The 23818-nt window shown below is 65.0% G+C and carries 20 protein-coding genes; 8 read left to right on the top strand and 12 right to left on the bottom strand.

The annotated features are described in order from the left end of the window. Nucleotides 1-222: 222 nt before the first annotated feature. Nucleotides 223-1143, bottom strand: coding sequence for a polyphosphate kinase 2 (gene ppk2 / locus P2869_RS21320; protein ID WP_126876453.1), 921 nt, complete (start codon nt 1141-1143; stop codon nt 223-225). A 234-nt stretch (nt 1144-1377) separates the two neighbouring features. Between ppk2 and P2869_RS21315 the strand changes: the two genes are divergently transcribed. Beyond that, a complete protein-coding gene (locus tag P2869_RS21315) occupies nt 1378-2454 on the top strand; it encodes a trypsin-like peptidase domain-containing protein (protein ID WP_277599467.1) in 1077 nt (358 codons plus the stop codon). Between the two features lie 111 nt (nt 2455-2565). Here the strand turns inward: P2869_RS21315 and ggt are convergent, their stop codons facing one another. From ggt to P2869_RS21270, 9 genes are all read right to left on the bottom strand, one after another. Continuing rightward, on the bottom strand, nt 2566-4293 hold the full coding sequence (ggt, locus tag P2869_RS21310) for a gamma-glutamyltransferase (RefSeq protein ID WP_017777444.1): 1728 nt from the start codon (nt 4291-4293) through the stop codon (nt 2566-2568). Nucleotides 4294-4472: 179 nt separating this feature from the next. After that, nucleotides 4473-5876, bottom strand: coding sequence for an aspartate aminotransferase family protein (locus tag P2869_RS21305; protein ID WP_277599466.1), 1404 nt, complete (start codon nt 5874-5876; stop codon nt 4473-4475). A 58-nt stretch (nt 5877-5934) separates the two neighbouring features. Continuing rightward, nucleotides 5935-7437 (bottom strand): NAD-dependent succinate-semialdehyde dehydrogenase, encoded by a 1503-nt coding sequence (locus P2869_RS21300; RefSeq protein WP_277599917.1) that lies wholly within the window; start codon nt 7435-7437, stop codon nt 5935-5937. A 203-nt stretch (nt 7438-7640) separates the two neighbouring features. Continuing rightward, on the bottom strand, nt 7641-8129 hold the full coding sequence (locus P2869_RS21295; RefSeq protein ID WP_277599465.1) for an Lrp/AsnC family transcriptional regulator: 489 nt from the start codon (nt 8127-8129) through the stop codon (nt 7641-7643). Between the two features lie 31 nt (nt 8130-8160). Continuing rightward, nucleotides 8161-9213, bottom strand: a complete 1053-nt coding sequence (gene doeB, locus P2869_RS21290) for a N(2)-acetyl-L-2,4-diaminobutanoate deacetylase DoeB (protein ID WP_017777440.1) — start codon at nt 9211-9213, stop codon at nt 8161-8163. A 3-nt stretch (nt 9214-9216) separates the two neighbouring features. Then, on the bottom strand, nt 9217-10464 hold the full coding sequence (gene doeA, locus P2869_RS21285; protein ID WP_277599464.1) for an ectoine hydrolase DoeA: 1248 nt from the start codon (nt 10462-10464) through the stop codon (nt 9217-9219). An 88-nt stretch (nt 10465-10552) separates the two neighbouring features. Then, nucleotides 10553-11566, bottom strand: coding sequence for a cyclodeaminase (locus P2869_RS21280; protein ID WP_277599463.1), 1014 nt, complete (start codon nt 11564-11566; stop codon nt 10553-10555). A 37-nt stretch (nt 11567-11603) separates the two neighbouring features. After that, nucleotides 11604-12575 (bottom strand): hydroxyectoine utilization dehydratase EutB, encoded by a 972-nt coding sequence (gene eutB, locus P2869_RS21275; protein WP_277599462.1) that lies wholly within the window; start codon nt 12573-12575, stop codon nt 11604-11606. Nucleotides 12576-12681: 106 nt separating this feature from the next. Then, entirely contained in the window at nt 12682-14091 is a 1410-nt protein-coding gene (locus P2869_RS21270; RefSeq protein WP_277599461.1) for a PLP-dependent aminotransferase family protein, read from the bottom strand. Between the two features lie 221 nt (nt 14092-14312). Between P2869_RS21270 and ehuB the strand changes: the two genes are divergently transcribed. The 4 genes from ehuB to ehuA all read left to right on the top strand — a co-directional run bounded on the left by ehuB (nt 14313) and on the right by ehuA (nt 17649). Then, complete coding sequence (gene ehuB, locus P2869_RS21265; RefSeq protein ID WP_017777435.1) at nt 14313-15179, top strand: ectoine/hydroxyectoine ABC transporter substrate-binding protein EhuB; 867 nt, start codon at nt 14313-14315, stop codon at nt 15177-15179. 198 nt (nt 15180-15377) lie between these two features. Beyond that, the gene (gene ehuC / locus P2869_RS21260) at nt 15378-16097 is read left to right on the top strand and encodes an ectoine/hydroxyectoine ABC transporter permease subunit EhuC (RefSeq protein WP_017777434.1); all 720 of its coding nucleotides are present in this window, start codon (nt 15378-15380) and stop codon (nt 16095-16097) included. After that, entirely contained in the window at nt 16094-16753 is a 660-nt protein-coding gene (gene ehuD, locus P2869_RS21255) for an ectoine/hydroxyectoine ABC transporter permease subunit EhuD (protein ID WP_017777433.1), read from the top strand. The genes ehuC and ehuD overlap by 4 nt, the downstream gene beginning before the upstream one ends. A 71-nt stretch (nt 16754-16824) precedes the next feature. Next, nucleotides 16825-17649, top strand: a complete 825-nt coding sequence (gene ehuA, locus P2869_RS21250; protein ID WP_017777432.1) for an ectoine/hydroxyectoine ABC transporter ATP-binding protein EhuA — start codon at nt 16825-16827, stop codon at nt 17647-17649. A 64-nt stretch (nt 17650-17713) separates the two neighbouring features. Here the strand turns inward: ehuA and P2869_RS21245 are convergent, their stop codons facing one another. Further along, the gene (locus P2869_RS21245) at nt 17714-19129 is read right to left on the bottom strand and encodes an MFS transporter (protein ID WP_277599460.1); all 1416 of its coding nucleotides are present in this window, start codon (nt 19127-19129) and stop codon (nt 17714-17716) included. A gap of 288 nt (nt 19130-19417) precedes the next feature. Here P2869_RS21245 and P2869_RS21240 point away from each other — a divergent pair, with 288 nt between their 5' ends. From P2869_RS21240 to P2869_RS21230, 3 genes are all read left to right on the top strand, one after another. Further along, nucleotides 19418-19840 (top strand): hypothetical protein, encoded by a 423-nt coding sequence (locus P2869_RS21240; RefSeq protein ID WP_026121972.1) that lies wholly within the window; start codon nt 19418-19420, stop codon nt 19838-19840. A 536-nt stretch (nt 19841-20376) separates the two neighbouring features. Continuing rightward, nucleotides 20377-21531 (top strand): porin, encoded by a 1155-nt coding sequence (locus P2869_RS21235; protein ID WP_126876465.1) that lies wholly within the window; start codon nt 20377-20379, stop codon nt 21529-21531. Between the two features lie 407 nt (nt 21532-21938). Beyond that, nucleotides 21939-22295 (top strand): sugar ABC transporter ATPase, encoded by a 357-nt coding sequence (locus P2869_RS21230; RefSeq protein ID WP_277599459.1) that lies wholly within the window; start codon nt 21939-21941, stop codon nt 22293-22295. Between the two features lie 253 nt (nt 22296-22548). On the opposite strand, the gene P2869_RS21225 is transcribed toward P2869_RS21230, so the two are convergent. Next, nucleotides 22549-23721 (bottom strand): FAD-binding oxidoreductase, encoded by a 1173-nt coding sequence (locus tag P2869_RS21225; protein ID WP_126876467.1) that lies wholly within the window; start codon nt 23719-23721, stop codon nt 22549-22551. Nucleotides 23722-23818: the final 97 nt, after the last annotated feature.

Genomic DNA, 23818 nt, shown 5'->3' with positions numbered 1-23818 from the left:
GCCGCAGTAATGCCGCGGTGATGTCGCAGTGACCCGCTGACCGTGGCGGTCTGAAGAACGACACCGCGACGGTCAGCAGCAACCCCGCCTCGGCGGAGCCGGCAACAAAAAACGCGCGGCGCAGGCACTGGCAGAAACCAGTGTCCGCGCCGCGCGTTTCGTCTTTCAGGCTCTGAAACCGCTGCGGTTACAGTTGGCGCGCCGCTCCCGCAGCGCCACGGCTCAATACACCTCGGGCACCATCATCGCCCCCGGCACGGGCTGGCGGATGTAGTCCGGATGATGCACGCGCGCCGGCAACGCCACGGCCGGATGCTCGATCTCGTGGTACGGCACCTGGCTCAGCAGATGGTGGATGCAGTTGAGCCGCGCGCGCTTCTTGTCCACGGCGTGCACCACCCACCACGGCGCCTCGGGAATGTGCGAGCGCTGCAGCATCACTTCCTTCGCCTGCGTGTAGGCTTCCCAGCGGCGCCGGCTTTCCAGATCCATCGGGCTCAGCTTCCACTGCTTGAGCGGGTCGTTGATGCGGCTCTGGAAGCGGATTTCCTGTTCGTCGTCCGTGATCGAAAACCAGTACTTGACGATCTGGATGCCGCTGCGCACCAGCATCTTTTCGAACTCGGGCACGGAGCGGAAGAACTCCTCGTATTCATCGTCGGTGCAGAAGTTCATGACGCGCTCCACGCCCGCACGGTTGTACCAGCTGCGGTCGAACAGCACCATCTCGCCGCCTGCCGGCAGATGCGGCACGTAGCGCTGGAAATACCACTGCGTGCGCTCGCGGCTGTTCGGCGCGGGCAGCGCCGCGACGCGGCACACGCGCGGATTGAGCCGCTGCGTGATGCGCTTGATCGCGCCGCCCTTGCCGGCCGCATCCCGCCCCTCGAAGATCACGACGAGACGGTGGCCCGTGTGCACGATCCAGTCCTGCAGCTTCACGAGTTCGCCCTGCAGGCGGAATAGCTCCTTGAAGTAGAGCCGGCGCGTGCTGCGAGCCTCGTCGGTGAACGCGGCCTCGCCGTCGAGGATGCGGTCGTCCACCTCCATCTCGAGTTCTTCGTCGTATGCGTCGATCAGTTCTTCCTCGAGCCGCCGCTGCCGCTCGAGCGACATATCGGGCTTGCGGTCTTCGTCGTTCATCGGCTTCCTCCTCGCTACGAAAATGGGTCGCGTGCTGCTTGCGCGGATTGCACACATGGCGCGGCACAAAATGGCGCGCCCCATTATCTGATGCCACGGTGTCAACCGTATTACCCCGCGCATGACTCGCTGTCCAGCAGGGCGGCCGCGCGAAACGCGGCACCGCTTGCCCTCACCCTTGAAAAACAGGGCAATGACCCCGCATCTGCGGCCCTCTTCATCCGGAGCCCTAACATGGGAAGCCGTCCCCGTTTTATCGACGATCTTTCGCGCGGTGCGCCTGAGCCGGGCGCATCTCAGCCGGCCGCACCTCAGCCGGCCACGCCTCAGCCGGCCACGCCGGGTCCATTAAGCGACGACGCCCTGCTCGACGCCTACTCGCGCACCGTGATCGGCGCGCTGGCCCGCGTGCAGCAGGCCGTCGCCTTCATTGCCGTCGAACGCAGCCTGCCCGGCGACACCGGCCGCGCGCCGCGCGTGCGCGGCGGCACCGGTTCGGGATTCCTGTTCACGCCCGACGGGTATCTGCTCACCAACAGCCACGTCGTGCACGGCGCCACGCGCATCAGCGTGACGCTCGCCGACGGTTCGAAATACGACGCCGACCTCGTCGGCGACGACCCCGATAGCGACCTCGCCGTGCTGCGCATCGGCTGCGCGGAGCCGCTGCCGCACGTGGAACTAGGCGACTCGTCGTCGCTGCGCGTGGGGCAGATCGCCATCGCGGTGGGCAATCCGCTCGGCCTCGCGCAGACCGTCACGACCGGTGTCGTCTCGGCGCTCGGCCGCTCGCTGCGCTCCACCACGGGCCGCATGATCTACGACGTGATCCAGACCGACGCCGCGCTCAATCCCGGCAATTCGGGCGGTCCGCTGATCAATTCGGCAGGCCAGGTGATCGGCGTGAACACGGCGATCATTCAGGGCGCGCAGGCCATCAGTTTCGCCACCGCAATCGACACCGCGAAGTGGGTCATCATGCAGATCTTCGCGTATGGCCGCGTGCGACGCGCCTATATCGGCGTGGCGGGCACCGTGTCGCCCGTATCGCGGCGCGCACAGCGCTACTTCGGGCTCGATCAGGCCGCGGGCGTGCGCGTGCTCGAAGTGGTGAAAGGCAGCCCCGCCGCTCAGGGCGGCCTGCGCGTGGACGACACGATCGTCGCCATCGACGCGCTGCCCGTGGACAGCGTGGACGCGTTGCAGCGTTCGCTCGACGCATCGCGTATCGATCGCGCGGTGAAGATCACCGTGCTGCGCGGGGTGCAGCGGCTGGAACTGGACGTGACGCCTGTGGAGCAGAAGGGGTGAGCTGAGCGCTGCGGAAAGCATCCGTTCGTCGCAGTCCGGCAAAAACGAAAGAGGCATCGCACGGCTACCCGTGCGATGCCTCGTCACTCCAGCTTCCTGCTGACCTGCTACTTACTGAACCACCCGCGTCACCCCGCGCCCGCGCGGGTCCGCCGCGGGCAGCGGCGTGTCGCCGTCGATCTTGATGGCCTGGATGTCGCCGCTGAAGTTCTGCCCCTTCAGCACATAGCCCTTCGCCTCGACCGCCTTCGCAAGCTCGCCGTCCATGGGCTGATACGGCTCCCAGAAGATCGTATTGGGCGGCAGCAACTGGTGATGGAAGCGCATTGCCGCCACCGCGTCTTTCAGCGGCATGTGGAAGTCGTAGATGTTGTTGATCACCTGGAAGATCGACGTGAAGATGCGCGAGCCGCCAGGCGTGCCGATCACGAGCGACACCTTGCCGTCCTTCGTGAGGATGGTGGGCGTCATGGAGGAAAGCGGCCGCTTCTTCGGCGCGATCGCATTCGCGTCGCTGCCCACCACGCCGAACATGTTGGGCACGCCGGGCTTGGCCGAGAAGTCGTCCATCTCGTCGTTGAGCACGATGCCCGTGCCGTCCGCCACCACACCCGAGCCGAAATAGCCGTTGATGGTGTAGGTGTTCGACACCGCGTTGCCCCACTTGTCCACTACCGAGAAGTGCGTGGTCTCCGCCTTCTCCGGCATCGAGGTGCCAAGCCCTGGCTGCACGCTCTTCGTATCGGACGGCGTGTTCTCGTTGACCTCCGCCGCGCGCTTCGCGATGTAGGCATCGTCGGTCAGCTGCGCGATGGGTACCTTATAGAAGTCCGGGTCGCCGAGGTACTGGGCGCGGTCTGCGAACACGCGCTTCTCGATCTCGGCGATCAGGTGAACGTATTGAGCCGAGTTGAGCGAAACGCCCTTGAAATACGGCGCGAGATCGGCCTTCATCTTCAAGAGCTGCACGAGCCCGATGCCACCCGAGCTGGGCGGCGGCGCCGTGATGATGCGATAGCCGTTCCAGTTCGCTTCGATCGGTTGACGCCACACGGCCTTGTACTGCTGCAGGTCCTGCTTCGTGATGAGACCGTGGCCGCGCATGGAGGCGGCGATCAGGTCGGCGGTCTTGCCGCTGTAGAAATCTTTCGCGCCGTCGTTGGCGATGCGCGTCAACACGGACGCCAGCTGCGGCTGCTTGAAGTTGACGCCTTCGTTCATGCCGCCGAAGTACTGATCGAAATTCGTCTTGCCCGCGAATTCCTTCGATGCCGCGTCGCGACGCTGCGCGAGCTGGTCGCTCACTTCGAAGCCGTCGCGCGCGTAATGGATGGCGGGCGCAAGCACCTGCTTCCACTTGAGCTTGCCGAAGCGCCGCTGCGCTTCCCACATGCCCGACACGGTACCGGGCACGCCTACGGCGTCGTAGCCATAGAGGCTCTTGCCGGGAATCACGTTGCCCTGGTCGTCCAGGTACATGTTGCGCGTGGCGGCCAGCGGCGCACGTTCGCGATAGTCGATGAAGTACGGCTTGCCGTTCACGTAGAGCGTCATGAACCCGCCGCCGCCGATGTTGCCGGCTTCGGGATACGTGACCGCGAGCGTGAACGCGATGGCGACGGCGGCATCCACCGCATTGCCGCCTTCCTTGAAGACCTGTTCGGCGGCGTCGGCTGCATATTTGTCCGCTACGGCGACCGCCGAGCCGGTAAGGATGGCCGGCTGCTGCGGTACCTTCGCAACAGCGGGCGTGCTCTCGAGAAAGCCCGCGGATACCGATGCGAGCGAGACGAACGCGAATGCACTAGCAGCGACTTTGCTTCTTTCGATTAACTTCATTGGACGTCCCCCATGGCAACACTGCATGGCACTTGCGTGCGCAGTGAGTTGAGTGCGCAGCGAAAACTCTGCCTTGGGCTTATATCACGCCAATGATCGGTTTGCGAGCACGAGCGGGCGCAAACACCGCGCCCGCGCTGCCTCTGTCGCCTCTACTGCTTCTGCCCTTCGATTTACTTCTACGCGGCCGCCGACGCTTTCTGCGTGAGCACCCGCCCGGCCACCTCGTCCACTGCGGCCTTCGCCAGTTGCACGATCTCGTCAACGTCCGCACGCGATGCGATGAGCGGCGGCGCGAAGCCGAGAATGTCGCCGTTCGGCATCGCCCGCGCGATCAGACCGCGTTGCAGCGCAGCAGCCGACACGCGCGGGCCGACCTTCAGCGCGGCATCGAACGGAATGCGACCGTCCTTGTCGGCCATGAATTCGAGCGCGGCCAGCATGCCCTCGCCGCGCACTTCGCCCACGAGCGGGTGCGCATCGAACGCCGCGTGCAGTTGCTGTTGCAGGTACGCACCCGTTTCGGCCGCATTGCGCGTGATCGACTCGCGTTCGAGGATGTCGAGATTCGCGAGCGCCGCAGCCGCGCAAATCGGATGCCCCGAGTACGTCCAGCCGTGCCCCATGGCGCCAAGTTCCTGGGATGCCTGATCGATTACGTCCCACACGCGTTCGCTCACGATCACGCCCGAGAGCGGCGCATACGCACTCGTGAGGCCCTTGGCCACCGTGATGAGATCGGGCTCGATACCGTAGTGCTGCGCGCCCATCTTCGAGCCGAGCCGCCCGAAGCCGCACACCACTTCGTCGCAGATCAGCAGAATGTCGTGCTTTTTGAGCACTGGCTGGATGGCCGCCCAGTAGCCCTTCGGCGGCGGCAGGATGCCGCCCGTGCCCATCACCGGCTCGCCGATGAACGCGGCAATGGTGTCCGCGCCCTCGCGCGCAATGAGCTTTTCGAGTTCATCCACGCAGTACGCGACGAACTGCTCTTCGCTCATCCCCGCCGGCGCCTGGCGATACCAGTGCGGACACACCGTGTGCTTGACGCGCTCGACGGGCAGGTCGAAGCACTGGTGAAAGCCCGGCAGCCCCGTGAGGCTGCCCGTCACGATGCCCGAGCCGTGATAGCCGCGCTGGCGCGAGATGATCTTCTTCTTTTGCGGGCGTCCCTTCACGTTGTTGTAGTACCAGACGATCTTGATCTGCGTTTCGTTCGCGTCCGAACCGGACATGCCGTAGTACACCTTCTTCATGCCGGCCGGCGCCCAGTCGATGATGCGCGACGAGAGTTCGATGATGGTGTCCGTCGAGTGGCCGACATAGGTGTGGTAGTAGGCGAGCTTCTTCGCCTGCTCGTAAATGGCCTCGGCCACTTCGGTGCGGCCGTAGCCGATGTTCACGCAATAGAGACCCGCGAAGGCGTCGATGAACGACTTGCCCGTGTGGTCTTCAATGCGAATGCCCTTCGCGCCCGTGACGATGCGACCCGGCAGCGCGCCGCTCGCATGGTCGTGAGCGTGCGTGGAGGGGTGCATGAAGTGGGCGCGGTCGGCCGTGAGCAGGGAGTCGAATGAGGTCATGTGCTTCTCCGTGATGATGTCGTGATCGGTTGAATTGAGGGGCGGGCCTGCTCGCGCGTCATGCCGCAGCCGCATGCCGCATCGATGCGGCGTTCGCGTGAGGCAAGCCAAGTTGGCCCAGGCAGTAGTAGCGGGTTTCCACGAAGGGTTCGAAGCCTTCCATGCCGCCTTCGCGGCCAAGGCCCGAGGCCTTCATGCCGCCAAACGGAATGGGCGCGCCCGTGAACTTCGCGCCGTTCACGGAGACCATCGCGAATTCGAGTCGGCGAAGGGTCTGCCAGACGGTGTTCAGGTTCGTCGACATCAAGTAGGCGGCAAGGCCGTATTCGGTGTCGTTGGCGAGCGCGATGGCTTCGTCGAGCGTCTCGAACGGCGACACCGCCGAGATGGGCGCGAAGTTTTCTTCGTCGTAGACGCGCATGCCGGGCCGCGCGTCGGCGATCACGGTGGGTTCGAAGAACCAACCGCCCAGCGCGTGCGGCTCGCCGCCCACGGTGATGCGTGCGCCTTTCGCGCGGGCGTCGGCCACGCGTTCGCGCGTGGTGTCGAGCGCCGCCTGGTGCATGAGCGGACCCACGTCCACGCTGTCTTCGAATGCTCCGCCCACTTTCAACGCACGCACGGCGTCGCTGTAGCGGGCAACGAATGCTTCGTAGAGCGGCTTCGCCACGAGAATGCGGTTCGCTGCGCAGCAGTCTTGCCCCGAGGTCTGAAACTTCGCGGCCACGGCCACGCGCACGGCTTCTTCGAGGTCCGCATCTTCCGCGACGATGAAGGGCGCGTTGCCGCCCAGTTCCAGTGCGGTCTTCTTGATGTCCGCACTCGCCGCGGCCTGCATGACGAGCGTGCCCACGCGCGTGGAACCCGTGAAGCTGACCGAGCGCACGCGAGCGTCGCGCACGAGCGTTTCCATCGCGGTCTGCGGCTCGCCGAGCACGACGTTGAAGACGCCTGCGGGAAAGCCCGCTTCTTCCGCGAGTTGCGCGAGCGCGAGCGCCGAGAACGGCGTCTCGTGCGCGGGCTTCACGACTACGGTGCAGCCCGCCGCGATAGCCGCCGCGGCCTTGCGCGTGATCATCGCCGAGGGGAAATTCCACGGCGTGATGAGTGCGGCCACGCCTACCGGCTCCATCATCGTGCCGAGCTGCGCGCCGTCGATATGCGAGGCAATGGTGCGGCCGCCCAGCCGTTTCGCTTCGTGCGCGAACCATTCGATGAAGCTTGCGCCATAGGTGATCTCGCCGCGCGCCTCCGCGACCGGCTTGCCCTGCTCCAGCGCAAGCATGCTGGCCAGATCGTTGCGATGGCGCAGCACGAGTTCGTGCCAGCGCAGCAGCAGCGCGCTACGCTGCGCCACCGGCACCCAGCGCCACGCTTCGAACGCGCGCTGCGCCGCGGACACGGCTTCCTCGATCTGCGCGGCGCTCAACATCGGAACATGGCCGATCACGCTTTGATCGGCAGGGTTCTGCACCGCGACGGTGGATGCCGTGTCGCTGTGAACCCAGCGTCCGTCGACATAGCACAGCGACTTGAATAGAACGGGATGGCCCAGCAGCATGACTTCCTCCATGATTGGCCGGCAGAGTGGCGACGACATTGGCCAGAACCTGCCTCTGTCGCGTTGTTTCAATGCCTTCCACTGTAGGGCTGGCATGCCCTCTGCTCTTTCTGTGTTGCGGTCCGACGCTGTGCGTTCTTTCTGTTTTCGAGCTGGAATTTCAGGGGTTTTTTCTGTGGCGTGCTTTCGGGCGGGTGCGGCCCTCAGCCCGCCTCGCCTGAATCCGCAACCCAGTCCGGCACCGTATCCCCTGCCTGCTTCACCACCTTCGTCACGATGTAGGTGAAATAGCGCTCGATGCCGAGCTCGTCCGTGAGCAGCGAATCGATGAAACGCTGGTACTGGTCGATGTCGCGTGAGACGACGTGCATCACGTAGTCCACGCCGCCGCCTGTGGCGTGGCACTGCACGACTTCGGGAGCGCGAGCCACGCGCTCCTCGAAGCGGCGCATGTCGTGCGCCGTATGGCGCGCGAGCGTGACTTCCACGACGATGCGCGTGCCCTTGAACGCCGCGATCCAGTCGATGTCGGCGCGGTAGCCGCGAATCAGCCCGCTTTCTTCGAGACGCCGCACGCGCTCCCACGCCGGCGAGATCGACAGGTTGACCTCTTCGGCGAGGCGCGACTTCGTGATGCGTCCATCGCGCGCCAGCGTGCGCAGAATCGCGAGGTCGTAGCGGTCGAGTTTCATGGATGTATCGCGTGCCTGTGGCGGGCGGTGCTCAGGCCGCCACCGGAATGCCGCGCTCTACGACGTCGGCCACCACCGCGACGGTGTCGCCCACGCGCACGAGCCCCGGGAAATGGCGCGCCGCAAGCAGCCCGCTGCGCGCCGCGCGATATTCGAAGGGCCGCGCGCCCGAGCGCGTCGTGTCGTACACACGGGCGATCACCTCCCCGTGTTCCACCATCTCGCCCAGGTCTTTGCACGGCTCGATCAGGCCGTCGTGCTCGCTCGTCGTATAGCAGCTGCCGTCGGGCATATCGAGCAGCGTCGTGGTGCGCGATGCCTCGCCCCACGCGCGGCTCGCCGCCTCGAACAGTTCGCCCGCGGGCGGCGCGAGCACGCCGGCATGCTGCAGAAAGCCACGCACGCCGCGCATCGCCACGGCCACGCTCGCCGCGGTAGCCGTGCCGCCGCCGCCCAGTTCGGTCGAGACGAACACCTTGCCCGCCTCTTCCACCGCCGTATCGAAGAGCCCGACGCTGTCGAGTTCCAGCATGCGCATGGAGTACGGCGCGCCGAACGCACGCATTGCGGCCTCGCAGCGCGCCTGCTGCTTCGCGTCGTGCAGCACGTGAATGGCGGCGAACGGCACGAAGTCGAGCGTGCGTCCGCCTGCATGCAGGTCCAGCACGTAGTCGGCAAGCGGCAGCAGATAGCGCTGGAAGTAGTCCGCGATTTTTTCGGTAAGGGTGCCGTCGGGGCGGCCCGGAAAGCTGCGGTTCAGGTTGCCGCGATCGATGGGCGACGTGCGGCTTCCCGCCAGAAACGCGGGGTAATTCATGAACGGCACGATGATGACGCGACCCGCCACATCCTCGGCCTTCAGCGTGGAGGCGAGCCGCGAGAGCACGATGGGCCCTTCGTACTCGTCGCCGTGGTTGCCGCCTGTCAGCAGCACCGTGGGCCCGTGCCCGCGCTGCACGACGGTGACGGGGATCATCACCGCGCCCCACGCTGAACTGTCGTGCGAGTGCGGCAGTTTCAGAAAACCGTGCTGAACCCCTTGCCCGTCGAAGTCGACGGTCGGTGTAATCGGCGATGCGCGCATGCCCTACTCCTTCACGAACAGTTTGCGCGGCGTGTTGCAGAAGGTCTCGACGCCGGAATCGGTAATCAGGATGCTTTCCGTAATTTCGAGACCCCAGTCGTCGAGCCACAGGCCCGGCATGAAGTGGAACGTCATGCCGGGTTGCAGCACCGTGCGGTCGCCGGGCCGCAGGCTCATGGTGCGCTCGCCCCAGTCGGGCGGATAGCTCGCGCCGATGGGGTAGCCGCAGCGGCTGTTCTTTTCGATGCCCGATTTGCGCAGCACGGCGAAGAACGCGTTCGCAATGTCTTCGCAGGTGTTGCCCGGCTTCGCGGCGGCAAGCCCCGCTTCGATGCCTTCCACCACGGCACTTTCGGCATCGATGAAATGCTTCGGCGGTTTGCCGAGATAAACCGTGCGCGACTGCGGGCAGTGATAGCGGCGAAAGCAGCCGGCAATCTCGAAGAACGTGCCGGCACCGCGCGCGAACGGCGTGTCGTCCCAGGTAAGGTGCGGCGCGGCCGCGTCGGCGCCCGTGGGCAGCAGCGGCACGATGGCGGGATAGTCGCCGCCGTAGCCTTCGACGCCCGTGATGCCCGCGGCGTAAATATCTGCGACAAGGTCGTTCTTGCGCATGCCGGGCTCGATGCGCTCCACGATGCGCGCATGCATCTTTTCGACGATGCGCGCCGCAATGCGCATGTACTCGATCTCGCGCGGCGACTTCACCGCGCGCTGCCAGTTCACGAGCGCGGTCGCGTCGCGCCACTGCGCCTGCGGCAAGTTGCGCTTGAGCGCTTCCCATGCCGCGGCGCTGAAGTAATAGTTGTCGAGTTCCACGCCGATGCGGCCCCGGCCCCAGCCGCGCGCTTCGATCACCTCGTGCGAGAGGTAGTCCATGGGATGCCGCTCCGTGGACTGCACGTAATGATCTGGATACCCAACGATCTGGTCGTGCTTCATGAACACCGTGCGGCGCGCGCCGTTGGCATCCTGGCCGCGACCGAACCAGACGGGCTCGCCTTCCATGGCGAGCAGCACGCACTGGTGCACGTAGAACGACCAGCCGTCGTAGCCCGTGAGCCACGCCATGTTGGTCGGGTCCGTCACGATCAGCAGATCGATGCCGGCTTCCTGCATGGCACGGCGCGTGCGGGCAATGCGCGCGGCGTACTCCTCGCGCTCGAACGGCAGGCGCACGGCGGGCGCGGCGGGTGCGGCGGGCGCCACGCCGCTCGTCGCGTGCGGTTTCTGTTGCATGGTTTCTGGCATGGTGGTCCCTTCCTTGTCCTTCGGTTTGTTGCCCTTCGTGCTGCTTTGCCTGCGCGTCCTGGCCTTCTGAGCTCAGGTGGACGGCTTGTCACTCGCTTGCGTGTTTGAGGGCATCGTTGTGAAACGTCGTGCCTGCACCCGCGGCGCGCGCACGGGCCAGCGCGAGCGCGGCAATCGCCGTGTCCTGTGCGCCGGTGCCCGTGAGGTCGCAGATCGTGATGTCGTCGTCGCTCGTACGTCCAGGCACGCCGCCCGCAATCACTTCGCCCAGCTCCGCAAAGCGCGCGTTGCCGGCCACAGCGCCTGCTTCGATGGCGTGATGCAACTCGCCCAGCACGCGCGTCTGTTGCACACGGTCGCACACGTAACGTGCGGCGGCGAGCGCCGCGGGCGCGATCTCGTTCTTGTGTTCCGCGTCGGATCCCATCGCCGTGATGTGCAGACCCGAATGCAGGTCACGCGCCTGCACGAGCGGTGTCTCGCTCGGCGTGGTGGTGATCGCGATGTCGGCTTCGCACAGCGCGTCGTGCACGTCTTGCGCAACGCGGGCCTCGACGGCGAACTGCTTACCCATCTCGCGCGCGAACTGCGTTGCGCGTTCGCGGTCGCGCGCCCATACGGAGATGCGCTCCAACCGTCGCACGCACGCGAGCGCACGCAACTGAAGCCGCGCCTGCTCGCCCGCGCCGATCACCGCCACGTGCCGCGCGTTTTCACGCGCCAGCCAGCGCGCGGCAACCGCACCTGCCGCCGCGGTGCGCACGGCGGTGAGGTAGCCGTTGTCCAGCAGCACGGCTTCGGTCAGGCCCGTGCGCGCCGAAAGCACGAGCATGAGTCCGTTGAGGCTGGGCAGCCCGAGCTGCGGGTTGTTGAAGAAGCCGGGGCTCACCTTGATCGCAAAACTCTCGAAGCGCGGCAGATACGCGGTCTTCACATCCACCTCGCCGCGATACTCGGGCAGATCGAGCCGCAGAACAGGCGGCATCGCCACCGCTTCGGTCGCGAGCGCGAGGAACGCGGATTCCACCTGATCGATCGCGGCCAGATCGAGTGGCACGAGTTCGCGCAGTTCGCTTTCGCCCAGCAACGTGATGGATGACATATCGAGTGTCCTGTTCAGATGGCGCGTGGCCTTTCGCTCAGCCTGCCGCCACGCGGCGATGCAGACCCATATCGATGTTCGAGCCGCTCACCACGAGCACGACGGGGCCACGCCGCAACTGCGTCGCGTCGAGCACGCCATCGAGCACCGCTGCCATGCCCACCGCGCCAGCGCCTTCCACCACGAGCCGTTCCTCGCGATACGCGTGCGCGATGCCGCGCGCAATGGACGCCTCGTCGAGCAGCAACGCCTCGTCGATCAAGTCACGTGTGAGGGAGAACGTGTAGCGGTTGTCGAGACCGATGCCGCCGCCCAGCGAATCGGCAAGCGACTCGACCTCTTCCACGATCACAGGTCGCCCCGCTGCGAGACTCGCGTGCATCGCGGCGCCGCGCGCCATCGTGACGCCCGTCATGCGAATGGCGGGGTTCAAGGCTTTCGCCATGAGCGCGATGCCGGCAAAAAGGCCCCCGCCCGAAAGCGGCACGACGATGTTCGCGACATCGGGCAAGTCCTCGACGATCTCGAGCCCGATGGTGGCTTGCCCGGCAATGACGTGCGGGTCGTCGAACGGCGGCACGAACACGAAGCCTTCTTCCTGCGCGAGCCGCCGCGCTTCGTGCTGCGCATCGTCCTGGCTTGCGCCGGTAATGCGGACCTGCGCGCCCAGCTGGCGCACGGCTTCCACCTTGTTGGCCGGCACGAGCGACGACATGCACACGGTGGCCTGCATGCCGAGCGCCTGCGCTGCGTAAGCAACGGCGCGTCCGTGATTGCCCGTGGAGGCCGTGACCACGCGCGTGCAGCCTTGCTCCGCAAGCACGGCTAGCGCATGGGTCGCGCCGCGCACTTTGAAGCTGCCCGTGGGTTGAACCGTTTCGAGTTTCAGCAGCACGCGCGTACCGGCAAGCGCCGAAAGCGAAGGCGATTCGACGAGCGGCGTGCGCCGCACACGCGACCCGATTCGCTGACGCGCGCGGTAGACATCGGCAGGACAGACGACAGACATGAGGCAGGCCGCAGTGAGGGGTTCGGCGCCGCGCCGGATGGCGCAGCGTCCTTCAATGCGACCGAGTCTAATGTTCTAAAAATTGTTTTCGATTGTCCTGGTACATTTACGCGAAGTCGTGCACCTGCGGGTATTGCTCGAACACGTCGCGCATGGTTTCGAGCGCCGCGCGGAAGGTGTCTTCGCCCACTTCCGCGCCCACGCACAGGCGCACCGCATCGGGCCGCTCGCCGCCGCGCACGAGAAACGGGTCCGGCGACGTGACCGCGATATTGCGATTGCGCAGCTCGCGCACGAGCCGGTCGGTCTGCCAGTGCGAAGGCACGCGCAGCCATACCGAAAGCGCGTGCGGATGTGCGCCCAGCACGTAGCTGCCCAGAATCTGCTGCACGAGCGCCTGGCGGCGTGAGAGACATTCGCGCTGCACTTCGAGCAGGCGCGCCGCGGTGCCGTCGACGAGCCAGCGCGTGGCGACTTCGGCCATGGGCGGCGTCGCCATCCAGCTGTTCACGCGCAGCACGCTCTCGGCGCGCAGCGCGAGGCGCCGCGGCGTGGTGAGATAGCCGATGCGCAAGCCCGTCAGCACCGACTTCGTGAGGCTCGTGCAGTAAAACGAAAGCTCGGGAATCAGGCTCGAAATGGGCGGCACGCGCTTGGGCAGCAGCGGACCGTACACGTCGTCTTCGATCACATAGACGCCGTAGCGCTGCGCAATGCGCGCAATCGCGCGGCGGCGCGACTCGGGCATCAGCGAAACGGTGGGGTTGTTCAAGGTGGGCGTGCACACGAGCGCCGAAATGCGCTCGCTGTCGCACATCTCTTCGAAGTGCTCGGGGTGAATGCCGTACTCGTCTATTTCGAGTCCCTTCAGCGTAAACCCCAGCACGCTTGCGCTGCCGATCACGCCGTGGTCCGTCAGACTTTCGCAGAGCACGGTGTCGCCCGGCCCTACCAGCGACGCCAGTGCGAGAAAGATGCCGTGCGCCGCGCCGTTCGTGACGAGCAGCGTGTCCGCCGAGGCCGGCATGCCGAGCGTGGCGAGCCACGCCGCCGCAGCCTGGCGATGATGCTCGAAGCCCGCAATAGGGCGAAATGCGCGAATCCAAGGCTGATCGTCGAGGCCCGCGAGCGTCGCGCAGACCTTGCGCCACATCGCGTCGTGCTCGGCGGTGTGGATGATGCGTGCAATCGAGAAGTCCACCACGGAGCGCTCGGCCGTATCGAGCATGTAGTTCGACATGGTCTCCGTCACGCGGCCCGACACGAAACTGCCGCGCCCCACTTCGCAGCGGATCAGGCCCTGGCGCTCCAGTTCCTTGTAGGCGTTGGTCACCGTCTGCACGCTGATTTCCAGTTCCGCCGCCACATCGCGCTGCGGCGGCAAGCGTTCGCCCGCGCGCAACACCGTGCTTTCGATGTCGCCCGCAATGGCCTTCACCAGCCGCTTGTATTTCGATTCGGCGCCGTGCGCCGCGCGCACCGCTTCGCGCCACTGCTCTCTCACCGTCTTCTCCATGGCTCGGGTCTTCGTTGGGTCTTCGTCGGTGTTCGGATAGTGCGGGCAAAACCCGTTGGAAAATTATTGTCCTAGAGCAATCAGAAACAAAAATATGGCTTTGTATGCTGGGTTCCAATGGCGGTGTACCACGACACCACATCGGGTTTTCACGGACCCCCCGCCTGACTCCGCGGCGCATGACGCACCGCGCCATCCTTACCCCACGCAATGGGACCGACATGAACCCGAAGCGCCATTCCAGACTGCCCCAGGCTTTCAGCATCGCGTGCATCGCGGCGGCCGGCCTGCTCATGCACGTGCAGCACGCGGCGGCCGAAACCACGCTGCAGCGCATTCAACGCACCGGCGAGGTACGCATTGGCTACGCGAACGAAGCACCGTTTGCCTACACGACGCCCGACGGCAAGGTGACGGGCGAGTCGCCCGAAATCGCGCGCAAGATCTTCGCGAAGCTCGGCGTGAAGAAGGTGGATGGCGTGCTGACCGAATGGGGATCGCTGATTCCAGGCCTGCGTGCGGGCCGCTTCGACGTGATCGCGGCAGGCATGTACATCACGCCCGAGCGCTGCAAGCAGGTCGCGTTCGCCGATCCGCAATACCAGATTCAGGACACGCTGCTCGTGCTGAAAGGCAATCCGAAGAAACTGCACAGCTACGGCGACGTCGCAAAACAGTCCGACGTGAAGCTGGCGGTGATGGCGGGCGCGGTGGAACTGGGCAACTCGCGCGATGCGGGCGTGAAAGATGCTCAGTTGCTCCAGGTACCGGATACGACGGCGCAATTGCAGGCCGTGCGCGCGCGCCGCGCGGATGCCGCCGCAGGCACCGCACTCACGATGAAGGGTCTCGCCTCGAAAGACGCGGCCCAGGTGGAAACCGTCTCCGACTTCACCGATGATCCGAAGCACACGGGCTATGGCGCGCTCGCCTTCCGGCCCGAGGACACGGATCTGCGCGACGCCGTGAACAAGCAGCTGCACGCGTGGCTCGGCACGCCGGATCATCTGCAGACCGTCGCACCGTTCGGCTTCGACAAGTCGAACATCACGACGAAGACTGCCGCGGAAATCTGCAGCGGCAAGTAAGCCGCAAACAGGCGGTAAATACGCGGTAAATACGCCGCAAGTCAGTCGCAAGTCTGCCGGCCGGGTGTAGCCCCCCGGTATTCGCGCCGGCTCTGGCCGACCCCGTCGGCCCCTGTGAAGCCGGCAGGCGGACGCACCACCGTTGCGGCCCGCGCACAGCGCGGCGGGCCGCACGCCATCATGCAAGCGAGGACCGCCATGCGTGAATTGTTTCCCCTGCTCATGCAGGGCACTCTGGTGACCATCGGCATTACGATCGGCGCGACGTTGCTCGCCATCGTCATGGCGTTCGTGGCCACCGCCGCCAAACTCGCGCCGTGGGCACCGCTGCGTTGGGTGGGCAACGTCTATGTCGAAGTGTTCCGCGGCACGTCGCTGCTCGTGCAGCTCTTCTGGTTCTTCTTCGTGTTGCCGCTGCCGCCGTTTCGTATCGAACTCACGCCGCTCACGGTGGCGATCGTGGGGCTCGGGTTGCACTACGGCGCCTACGGCTCGGAGATTCTGCGCGGCGCGCTGCGTTCGGTGCCCGGTGGCCAGTTCGAGGCCGCGCTCGCGCTCAATCTCTCGCCCTTGACGCGCATGCGCCGCATCGTGCTGCCGCAAGCCATGATCAACGCGCTGCCGCCCGCCACGAACCTCATGATCGAATTGCTCAAGGGCACGTCGCTCGTTTCGCTGATCACGCTCTCCGACCTCACGTTCCGCGCGCGCCAGCTCGACGAAGCCACGTTCAAGACCGCGGAGATTTTCGGGCTCACGCTCGTCATCTACTTCGTGCTGGCCCAGTGCATTGCGACGTTGATGCGCTACTTCGAACGCCGCGTGAATCACGGCATCGCGAACAGCCGGCCACGCGCAGCGAGGGGCCTCGCCGCCGGCACCGCCATGAGCCGCTTCTTGCAGAGAGTCGCCCGATGAACAGCTTCTTCGATCTTCACTACGCCGCGCAGATTCTGCCGGCCCTGCTGCACGCCTCGCTCTACACGATCCTGATCACGCTCGTCGGCTTTGCCATTGCGCTCGTGCTGGGCCTCGTGTTCGCGATTCTGAGGCGCAGCACCTTCCGGCCGCTGGCGCTGACGGTGGGCTTCGTCGTCGAGTTCGTCCGCAGCACGCCGCTGCTGATCCAGATCTACGTGCTCTTCTATGTGCTGCCGGTCTACGGCATCACGATGAGTGCGCTCACGGCCGGCACCGCGGGCATCGCGCTGCATTACGCGTGCTATACGTCCGAGGTCTATCGCGCCGGCCTCAACGGCGTTGCGCGCGGCCAGTGGGAAGCGTGCTGCGCGCTGTCGCTCTCGCCGCGGCGCACCTACCTCGGCGTGATCCTGCCGCAAGCCATTCGCCCCGTGGTGCCCGCGCTCGGCAACTATCTCGTCGCCATGTTCAAGGACACGCCCGTGCTCTCCGCCATCACCGTCGTGGAGCTGATGCAGCAGGCGAAGAACATCGGCTCCGAAACGTTCCGCTATCTGGAGCCCATCACGCTCGCGGGGCTGTTCTTCCTCGTGCTCAGCGTGACGTTCGCCCACCTCGTGCGGCGGCTCGAATTCAGCCTGAGGTTGCCATGAACCTGCCCACCGCCATGCGTGACGGCGCGCCCAGCGCCTCGAATTCCGGATCCCCCGTAATGGAGCAAGCAATGAAACGTGACCCCGCCGCCGCGTACACGCCCGCCGCCACAAGCAACGGCGAAGCGCCCATGGTGCGCTTTCGCAACGTGACGAAGCGCTATGGCGCGCTGACCGTGCTCGACGGGCTCGACCTCGAAGTGGGCCGCAACGAGAAGGTGGCGATCATCGGGCCAAGCGGCTCCGGCAAATCGACGCTGCTACGCGTGCTGATGACGCTCGACCCGCTCACGGACGGCATGATCGAAGTGGACGGCGAACCGCTCACGCACATGGTGAAGAACGGCTCGCTCGTGCCCGCTTCGCTGCGCCACCTGCGGCGCGTGCGCAGCAAGATCGGCATGGTGTTTCAGAGCTTCAATCTCTTTCCGCACATGACGGCGCTCGCCAATACGATCGAAGCGCCCATGCAGGTACTCGGCCTCTCGCGCAAGGAAGCCACGGAGCGTGCGCACGAACTGCTCTGTCTTGTGGGCCTCGAAGACAAGTGCAACCACTACCCGTCGCAGCTTTCGGGCGGCCAGCAGCAGCGCGTGGCGATTGCGCGGGCGCTCGCCATGCGGCCCAAGGTGATGCTGTTCGACGAGGTGACCTCCGCGCTCGACCCCGAACTGTGCGGCGAAGTGCTCAACGTGATCCGCCGTCTGGGCAGCGAGCACAACCTCACGATGCTGATGGTCACGCACCAGATGGGTTTTGCGAAAGAGTTCGCGGACCGCGTGTGCTTTTTCTCGCAGGGCAAGATCATCGAGCAGGGACCGCCGCAGCAGTTCTTCTCGGCGCCCGAACACGAGCGCACGAAGCAGTTCCTGCGCGCGGTGAAAGAAGCGATGTAAGGGAAGCTCGGGCGGGTGGACGCGGGCTGTTATTCCGCTCGTGTTACCGCGCCGTTGCTGCGCGCTAAGCTGCCTTGCCGACCTTCCCGCGCACGCCGCGCGCGATCTCGTCGCCGGTGCCGTGTGGCAGCCGCGCGGTAACCGGAATCGACGCCACCGAAAACAGCGCGACCGCGAAAAACGCGGGCCAGAAGTCCGACCACACCACGTGGGCATGGCCTTGCAGGTCGCGCGAAATCTGCAACACGATGCCCGCGATGGTCACGCCGAGGCCCAGCGAAATCTGCTGGATCACGCTCGCCACGCTGGTTGCGCGGCCGATGTCGCGGCCCGCAATGTCCGCGTAGGCAAGCGAGTTGAGGCTCGTAAATTGCAGCGACGGGAACACGCCGCCCACCAGCACCACGCACCAGATCACCCAATGCGGCGTGCCGGGAAAGAAGAAGCCATACGCGGCAATCGACGCACCTGCGAGCGCGGCGTTCACCATGAGCACCTTGCGGAAGCCAAACTTCGCAAGCACGCGTGTCGCAATGGTCTTCATGAAAATGGAGCCGAACGCGGAGGCGCACGTAATGGAGCCCGACACGAACGCGGTCAGGCCCAGCCCTTCCTGGAATGCCAGCGGCAGCAGGAACGGCACGGCACCCAGCCCGATGCGAAACAGCGACCCGCCCACCACGCTTGCATGAAAGCTCGGAATGCGCAGAAAGCGCAGATCGAGCACGGGCCGCTCGGCGCGCTGCGCGTAGAACCAGTAGAGCGCGAGCAACAACGCGCCCGTCACGGTCATCACGAACGCCACGTTCGCCGACGCCAGTTCACCGCCCACGAGCGAAAGCCCGAGCATGAAGAGCGATGCGCCCGCAGCAGAAAGCACGAAGCCGATCCAGTCGAGCGGACCGGGATGCTCTTCGTGCATGTTGGCAATGTGGCGATTCGCGAGCCAGATACCGAAGAGACCGATGGGAATGTTGACGAAGAAGATCAGGCGCCAGTGCAAATAGGTGGTGATGAAGCCGCCCAGCGGCGGCCCCACGACAGGCCCTAGCAACGCGGGCACGGTGAGGTAGTTGACGGCGCGAATGAACTGGGACTTCGGCACCGAACGGAAGATGAGGATGCGCCCCACCGGCACCATCATCGCGCCGCCAATGCCCTGCACGAAGCGCGCAGCCACGAGCGCGGACAACGACGTGGCCGCCGCGCACAGCAGCGAGCCGGTCATGAAGATACCGATCGCCACGCGAAACACGGTGCGCGAGCCGAAGCGGTCGGCCACCCAGCCGCAGATGGGAATGAACACGCCGAGGCCGATCACATAGCTCGTGATGGCGAGTTTCAGCGAGATGGGGTCGTGTCCAAGGTCGCGTGCGAGGGCGGGAAGCGACGTCACGATGACCGTGGCGTCCACGTTTTCCATGAACATCGCGCACGCGACGATGAGCGGAACGATGAAGGGGCCGAGGGCGAGGGGCATGGAGACGGCGGCGCGGCAATCCGCGAGTCCGCGTAAAAGCGCCATTATGGCATCGGAGCGCAGCCTATGTTGTATGTGCAACATTCGCGAGTGGCCGCGCGCGCCGCGCAAACCCTCACCCCGCAAGGCTGTGACCGGCACGCAACGCGGCGAGCACAATTGTCAAAAGGCGGGTAAAGTGCGAAACCTGTCGCATGCCTATTAAATAAGCACGGCAAGCCTTTTGTTGCGGCCCTGAATATAGCGTCCCCTAAAAAAGCACGCGCCGCGAAACATTCCACCGATCCGATGAAACGTCGTCTTTTTGCCCTTTTGCTCGCGGCAACGCCATTGTTTTGCCAGGCGGCCGCGCTGGACGCGCCGCTCGCGTGCACGGTGTCCGCCCATCAGTTCGTCTCCGGCCTGATCGACCAGAACCTGATCCAGCCGCATGCCATGCGCGTGGAGAGCAACTCCATCAACGCGTTCTGGCCGATGCACGACGCCGATGTCACCGCGTTCGGCTTTCGCGTGTTCGCCATCGTGGGCTACGAAAAGGACGACCCCATCTTCCGCACGGGCAGCGGCGAACCCGTGGGCAAATCGGCCTACGGCGCGGTAGTGATCGGCAGCGACAGCAAAGTGCAGTCGGCCGTGGCGGCGGCGGGTAGCCCCGCCATCGTGCGGCACGTCGGACCGCTCATGACAGCGATCTTCTGTCCGCGCAGTTAAGTGGCGGCACGTTCCTTTCTCATTCGCACATTTCTATTCCCGCAATAAAGTTTTTCTGATTTTCCGGGAACTTAATACGACACGCCATATCGCGTGCATAAAAAAAGCGGCCCGAAGGCCGCCTGAAAAAGATGAAAAAGACTGCCCTTGGTCAAGGGGCAAAACGGATTTTATGACTTTCGGCGCCCGCGAATGAGGCAATAACCGGGAATAGTGCTTTGCCCGAAACGGGACCAATCGGCCACACAGCCCTGAGGCACAATAGGCGCGCCAGACCCGGCCGTCGCGCATAAGCAACATACCGCGGATCAACCAGGTTCGGTCACGCCGCGAAACGAACCGAAATAATCTTTTATTCGCACGCACTTACGTGCCGAATTGGCGGCATTACAAATCCCGGAAAGCACTGTTGTGCGATTTGGAATTAAAGTCCGCCGTCACCCGAATACACTTTCCCCCGAATCGTCAGACCACTCGCCTCTCGCGGTGAATACGCTGATGCGATTCTTCTGGATTGTCTCGGAGAGTTATAAATCATGAAAAAAACCCTTTTTGTCGCGGGCATCGTAGGTGCCTTCGCAGCCGCCTCGGCTCATGCGCAAAGCAGTGTGACCCTGTACGGCACGCTGGACGCCGGTCTCGTCTACTCGAACAACCAACTGGGCCATAGCAACTGGCAACAGGGCAGCGGTTCGGTGTCGAACACGTACTTCGGCCTGCGCGGCAGTGAAGACCTGGGTGGCGGCCTGCATGCCATCTTCAAGTTGGAGAACGGCTTCAATCTGAACAACGGCCAGTTCCGCGAAAGCAACACGTTGTTCAACCGTCAGGCGTACGTGGGCCTGCAAAGCAACCAGTTCGGTACGGTGACGCTGGGCCGCCAGTATGACTCCGTGGTGGACTACCTCGCGCCGATCTCGGCGGCGGGTTACGGCTACGGCAACAACCTTGCCGGACACCCGTTCGACAACGACAACCTCGACAACTCGTTCTCCATCAAGAACGCCGTTAAGTACGCCAGCCCGAATTTCGCCGGTGTGCAGTTCGGCGGCCTGTATGGCTTCAGCAATGCGGCAGGACAGTTCTCGAACAACCGCGCATGGAGCGTGGGCGCGTCGTATGCGAACGGTCCGCTGAACGTCGCGGCCGCCTACTTGCAGCTCAACAACTCGGGCAGCAACAACACGGGCGGCGCCGTGTCGGCGGGTGACGGCAGCGCGCAGGTCGCAGCCGCGCTGCAGCGCACGTATGGCGCAGGCGTGAATTACACGTACGGCCCGGCAACGGTCGGCTTTGTGTACACGCACACGCAGTTCGACAACATGCAGAGCACGAATGTGGGCGGCACGTTCGTCGGCGGCCTGTCGGGCACGAACCTGCACCTCGACAACTACGAGATCAACGGCCGCTATGCCCTGACGCCGGCATTGAGCCTCGCCGCTGCGTACACGTTCACCGACGGTCGCGTGACGGGCTCGAACGGTACGGGCGACCCGAAGTGGCACACCGTGTCGCTGCAAGGCGATTACTCGCTCAGCAAGCGTACCGACGTGTACCTGGAAGGCGTGTACCAGCACGCATCGGGCGAGTTCGGCAACCTGGGGGCGAACGTGGCGGCCATCAACACGCTGTCGCCGTCGTCGACGCAGAACCAGACGGCCGTGGCAGTGGGCCTGCGTCACCGGTTCTAAGGCTCAATGAAGTTTGGCAGGCGCGGAGTCGCGTCGGGAAGCTGCAGCACGCTCGCTGCACCTGACGCATCACTGCCTGCCTGAAGTCCCTGTGCAAAGTGCTGTGCGATACGCGCGCGTGGTGTGAACCATGCGCGCGTATTGCCATTGGCGTTGCCGCGTAGCGCCCCGAATACCGGCGCGCATATTGCCGAGTCGCGGCCTGCAAGTCCCCTCCACGCACCCCGCCTCGCTGCCCCTTCCTGTTGCATCTTCTTACGCACTCACGCGTGATGTCGTGCGTATACTGCTGCGCACCGCGTCGCCGCTCAGACGGCGCGCCAGGCCACGCATCCCCTCCACGTCGGCGCACAGGCGCCGGAGGCCGGGTGCGGATCGGTACAACGAACGCCCAGGTCAAGCCCGCCATGAAGAAATCGTTCCTTCTCGCCCCGAGCCTGCTGCTCGCCGCCTGCGGTTCGCCCAGCGGCCCTCAGCAGAACGCCGCCCTCGCCAACGGCCCGACGCCGATGATCTACGTGTCGTCGATGCATGCGCCCGCGTCGATTTCCCGTTGCCTCGAGAACCGTCTCGGTCGCGTGCACGAATCGCGTGCGAACGGCGCCACGGAACTCGAAGTGGGCTCCCGCTCGAACACGTCGTACTTCGTCACGTTGACGCCGTCGGCGAACGGGTCCGTGGTGCGCGTGGTGCATCCGGACAACGCGCCCAACGATCCGCCGGAAGAGGAAATGCGCTTTCACGTGGCGCGCTGCGCGGTTTGAAGTTTCGGGCTTGAGGCTTCGGGCTTGAGGCCTGGGGTTTGAGGGGCTTCGGGCTTGAGGCTCTGCCGTAAGGCTGAGTGCAGCCCGGCAGAAACGCGAGCGCGTCCGCCTGTCGCTATCGCCCGAAATTGTCGTCCGTAGTTATCAACAGAAAATGTGAGCAAGCCTGTGGATATCCTGGGCAAGCTGCGCGCAAGTGACTGACGCGCCAGCGAATCGGCGCGCTGCACTGCAAAGCGCGCGCCAGTCGGCGCTACACCACGTTCTTTTCCACGAAGGGCCGGTTCTCCAGCACACGGGCAAAGCCGAGCGCCGAAAGATCGAGCGTCGTATAGCGGCCGTGCAGGATCAGTTCGCTCACGCCACGCCCCGTCGCCGGTCCCTGTTGCAGACCGTGGCCGCTGAAGCCGTTCGCAAAGATGCAGTTATCGATATCGGGATGTGCGCCGATGATCGCGTTGTGGTCGAACACGTTGTACTCGTAGTAGCCCGACCAGCAGTTCTCCACGCGCAACGCTTCGAACTGCGGCACGCGGTGCGCGAGCGTGGGCCAGATCACCTCGTCGAAGAGCGCATGGTCCACTTCGTCAAGCGGCAGGTCGTCGGGATCGTTGTCGGGCGACGGCGACGTGCCGCAGATGTAGGTGCGCCCTTCGGGCCGGAAGTACACGCCTGTCGGGTCGACCAGCAGCGGACAACGTTCCAGCTGCGCCGGCGAACTCACGTTGAAGATGCTGCGGCGGCGCGCGAACACGGGAATCTCGATGCCGAGCATTGCCGCGATACGGCGACACCACGCGCCCGCGGCGTTCACCACCACGTCGCAGGCATACGACTCGCCGTTCGCGTCCACGACATGCGTGACGCGCCGGCCATCGCGCACGAGCCCTGTCACGTCGCTCGGCACATAACGCGCACCCAATGCCTGCGCTTTTTTGCGCAGCGCCTGCACGAGACCGTAGCCGTCGAACCAGCCCTCGCCGCTTTCGCCGAACGCGCCTGCCACGAGGTCTTCCGTGTTGAGCCACGCAAAGCGTTCGTCCAGTTGAGCGCGATCGAGCAGGCTGATGTCGGCGCCCAGGCGCTTTTGCAGCGCGTGATTCTCGCGCAGCGTATCGAGCCCCGCGGGCGTGGCGAGAAACAGATAGCCGCCCTCATGCAGATCGATGGACGGCTGCACGCCGTCCACTTCGAGCCGCTCGCCGATGGAGCGCAGAAACTCGATGCCGAACAGCGACATCTGAATGGAGAGCGGCGTCGAGAACTGCTGCCGGATAGACGCGGCCGACAACGCCGACGACGAGCGCGCATATGTCGGGTCGCGCTCGATGACGGTCACGCTAACCGTTGGGTCGGCAGCCCGCAGGAAATACGCAACCGAACTGCCGATTACCCCACCGCCGACAATGACGACTTTCGCACTCACCTGTCACTCCGTAAAGGAACGCTTCGACGCCCACGCGCCGAAGCGTTGACCACGCCGTTGTCCACGCCATTGAGCGAGCCGCGGAAACCCGCGCCCC

Source organism: Paraburkholderia sp. SUR17, from assembly GCF_029536165.1.
In the GTDB taxonomy this organism is placed as follows: domain Bacteria; phylum Pseudomonadota; class Gammaproteobacteria; order Burkholderiales; family Burkholderiaceae; genus Paraburkholderia; species Paraburkholderia kururiensis.
The sequence above is the reverse complement of the archived record's forward strand: the minus strand, read 5'-3'. Positions and strand labels throughout refer to the sequence as shown.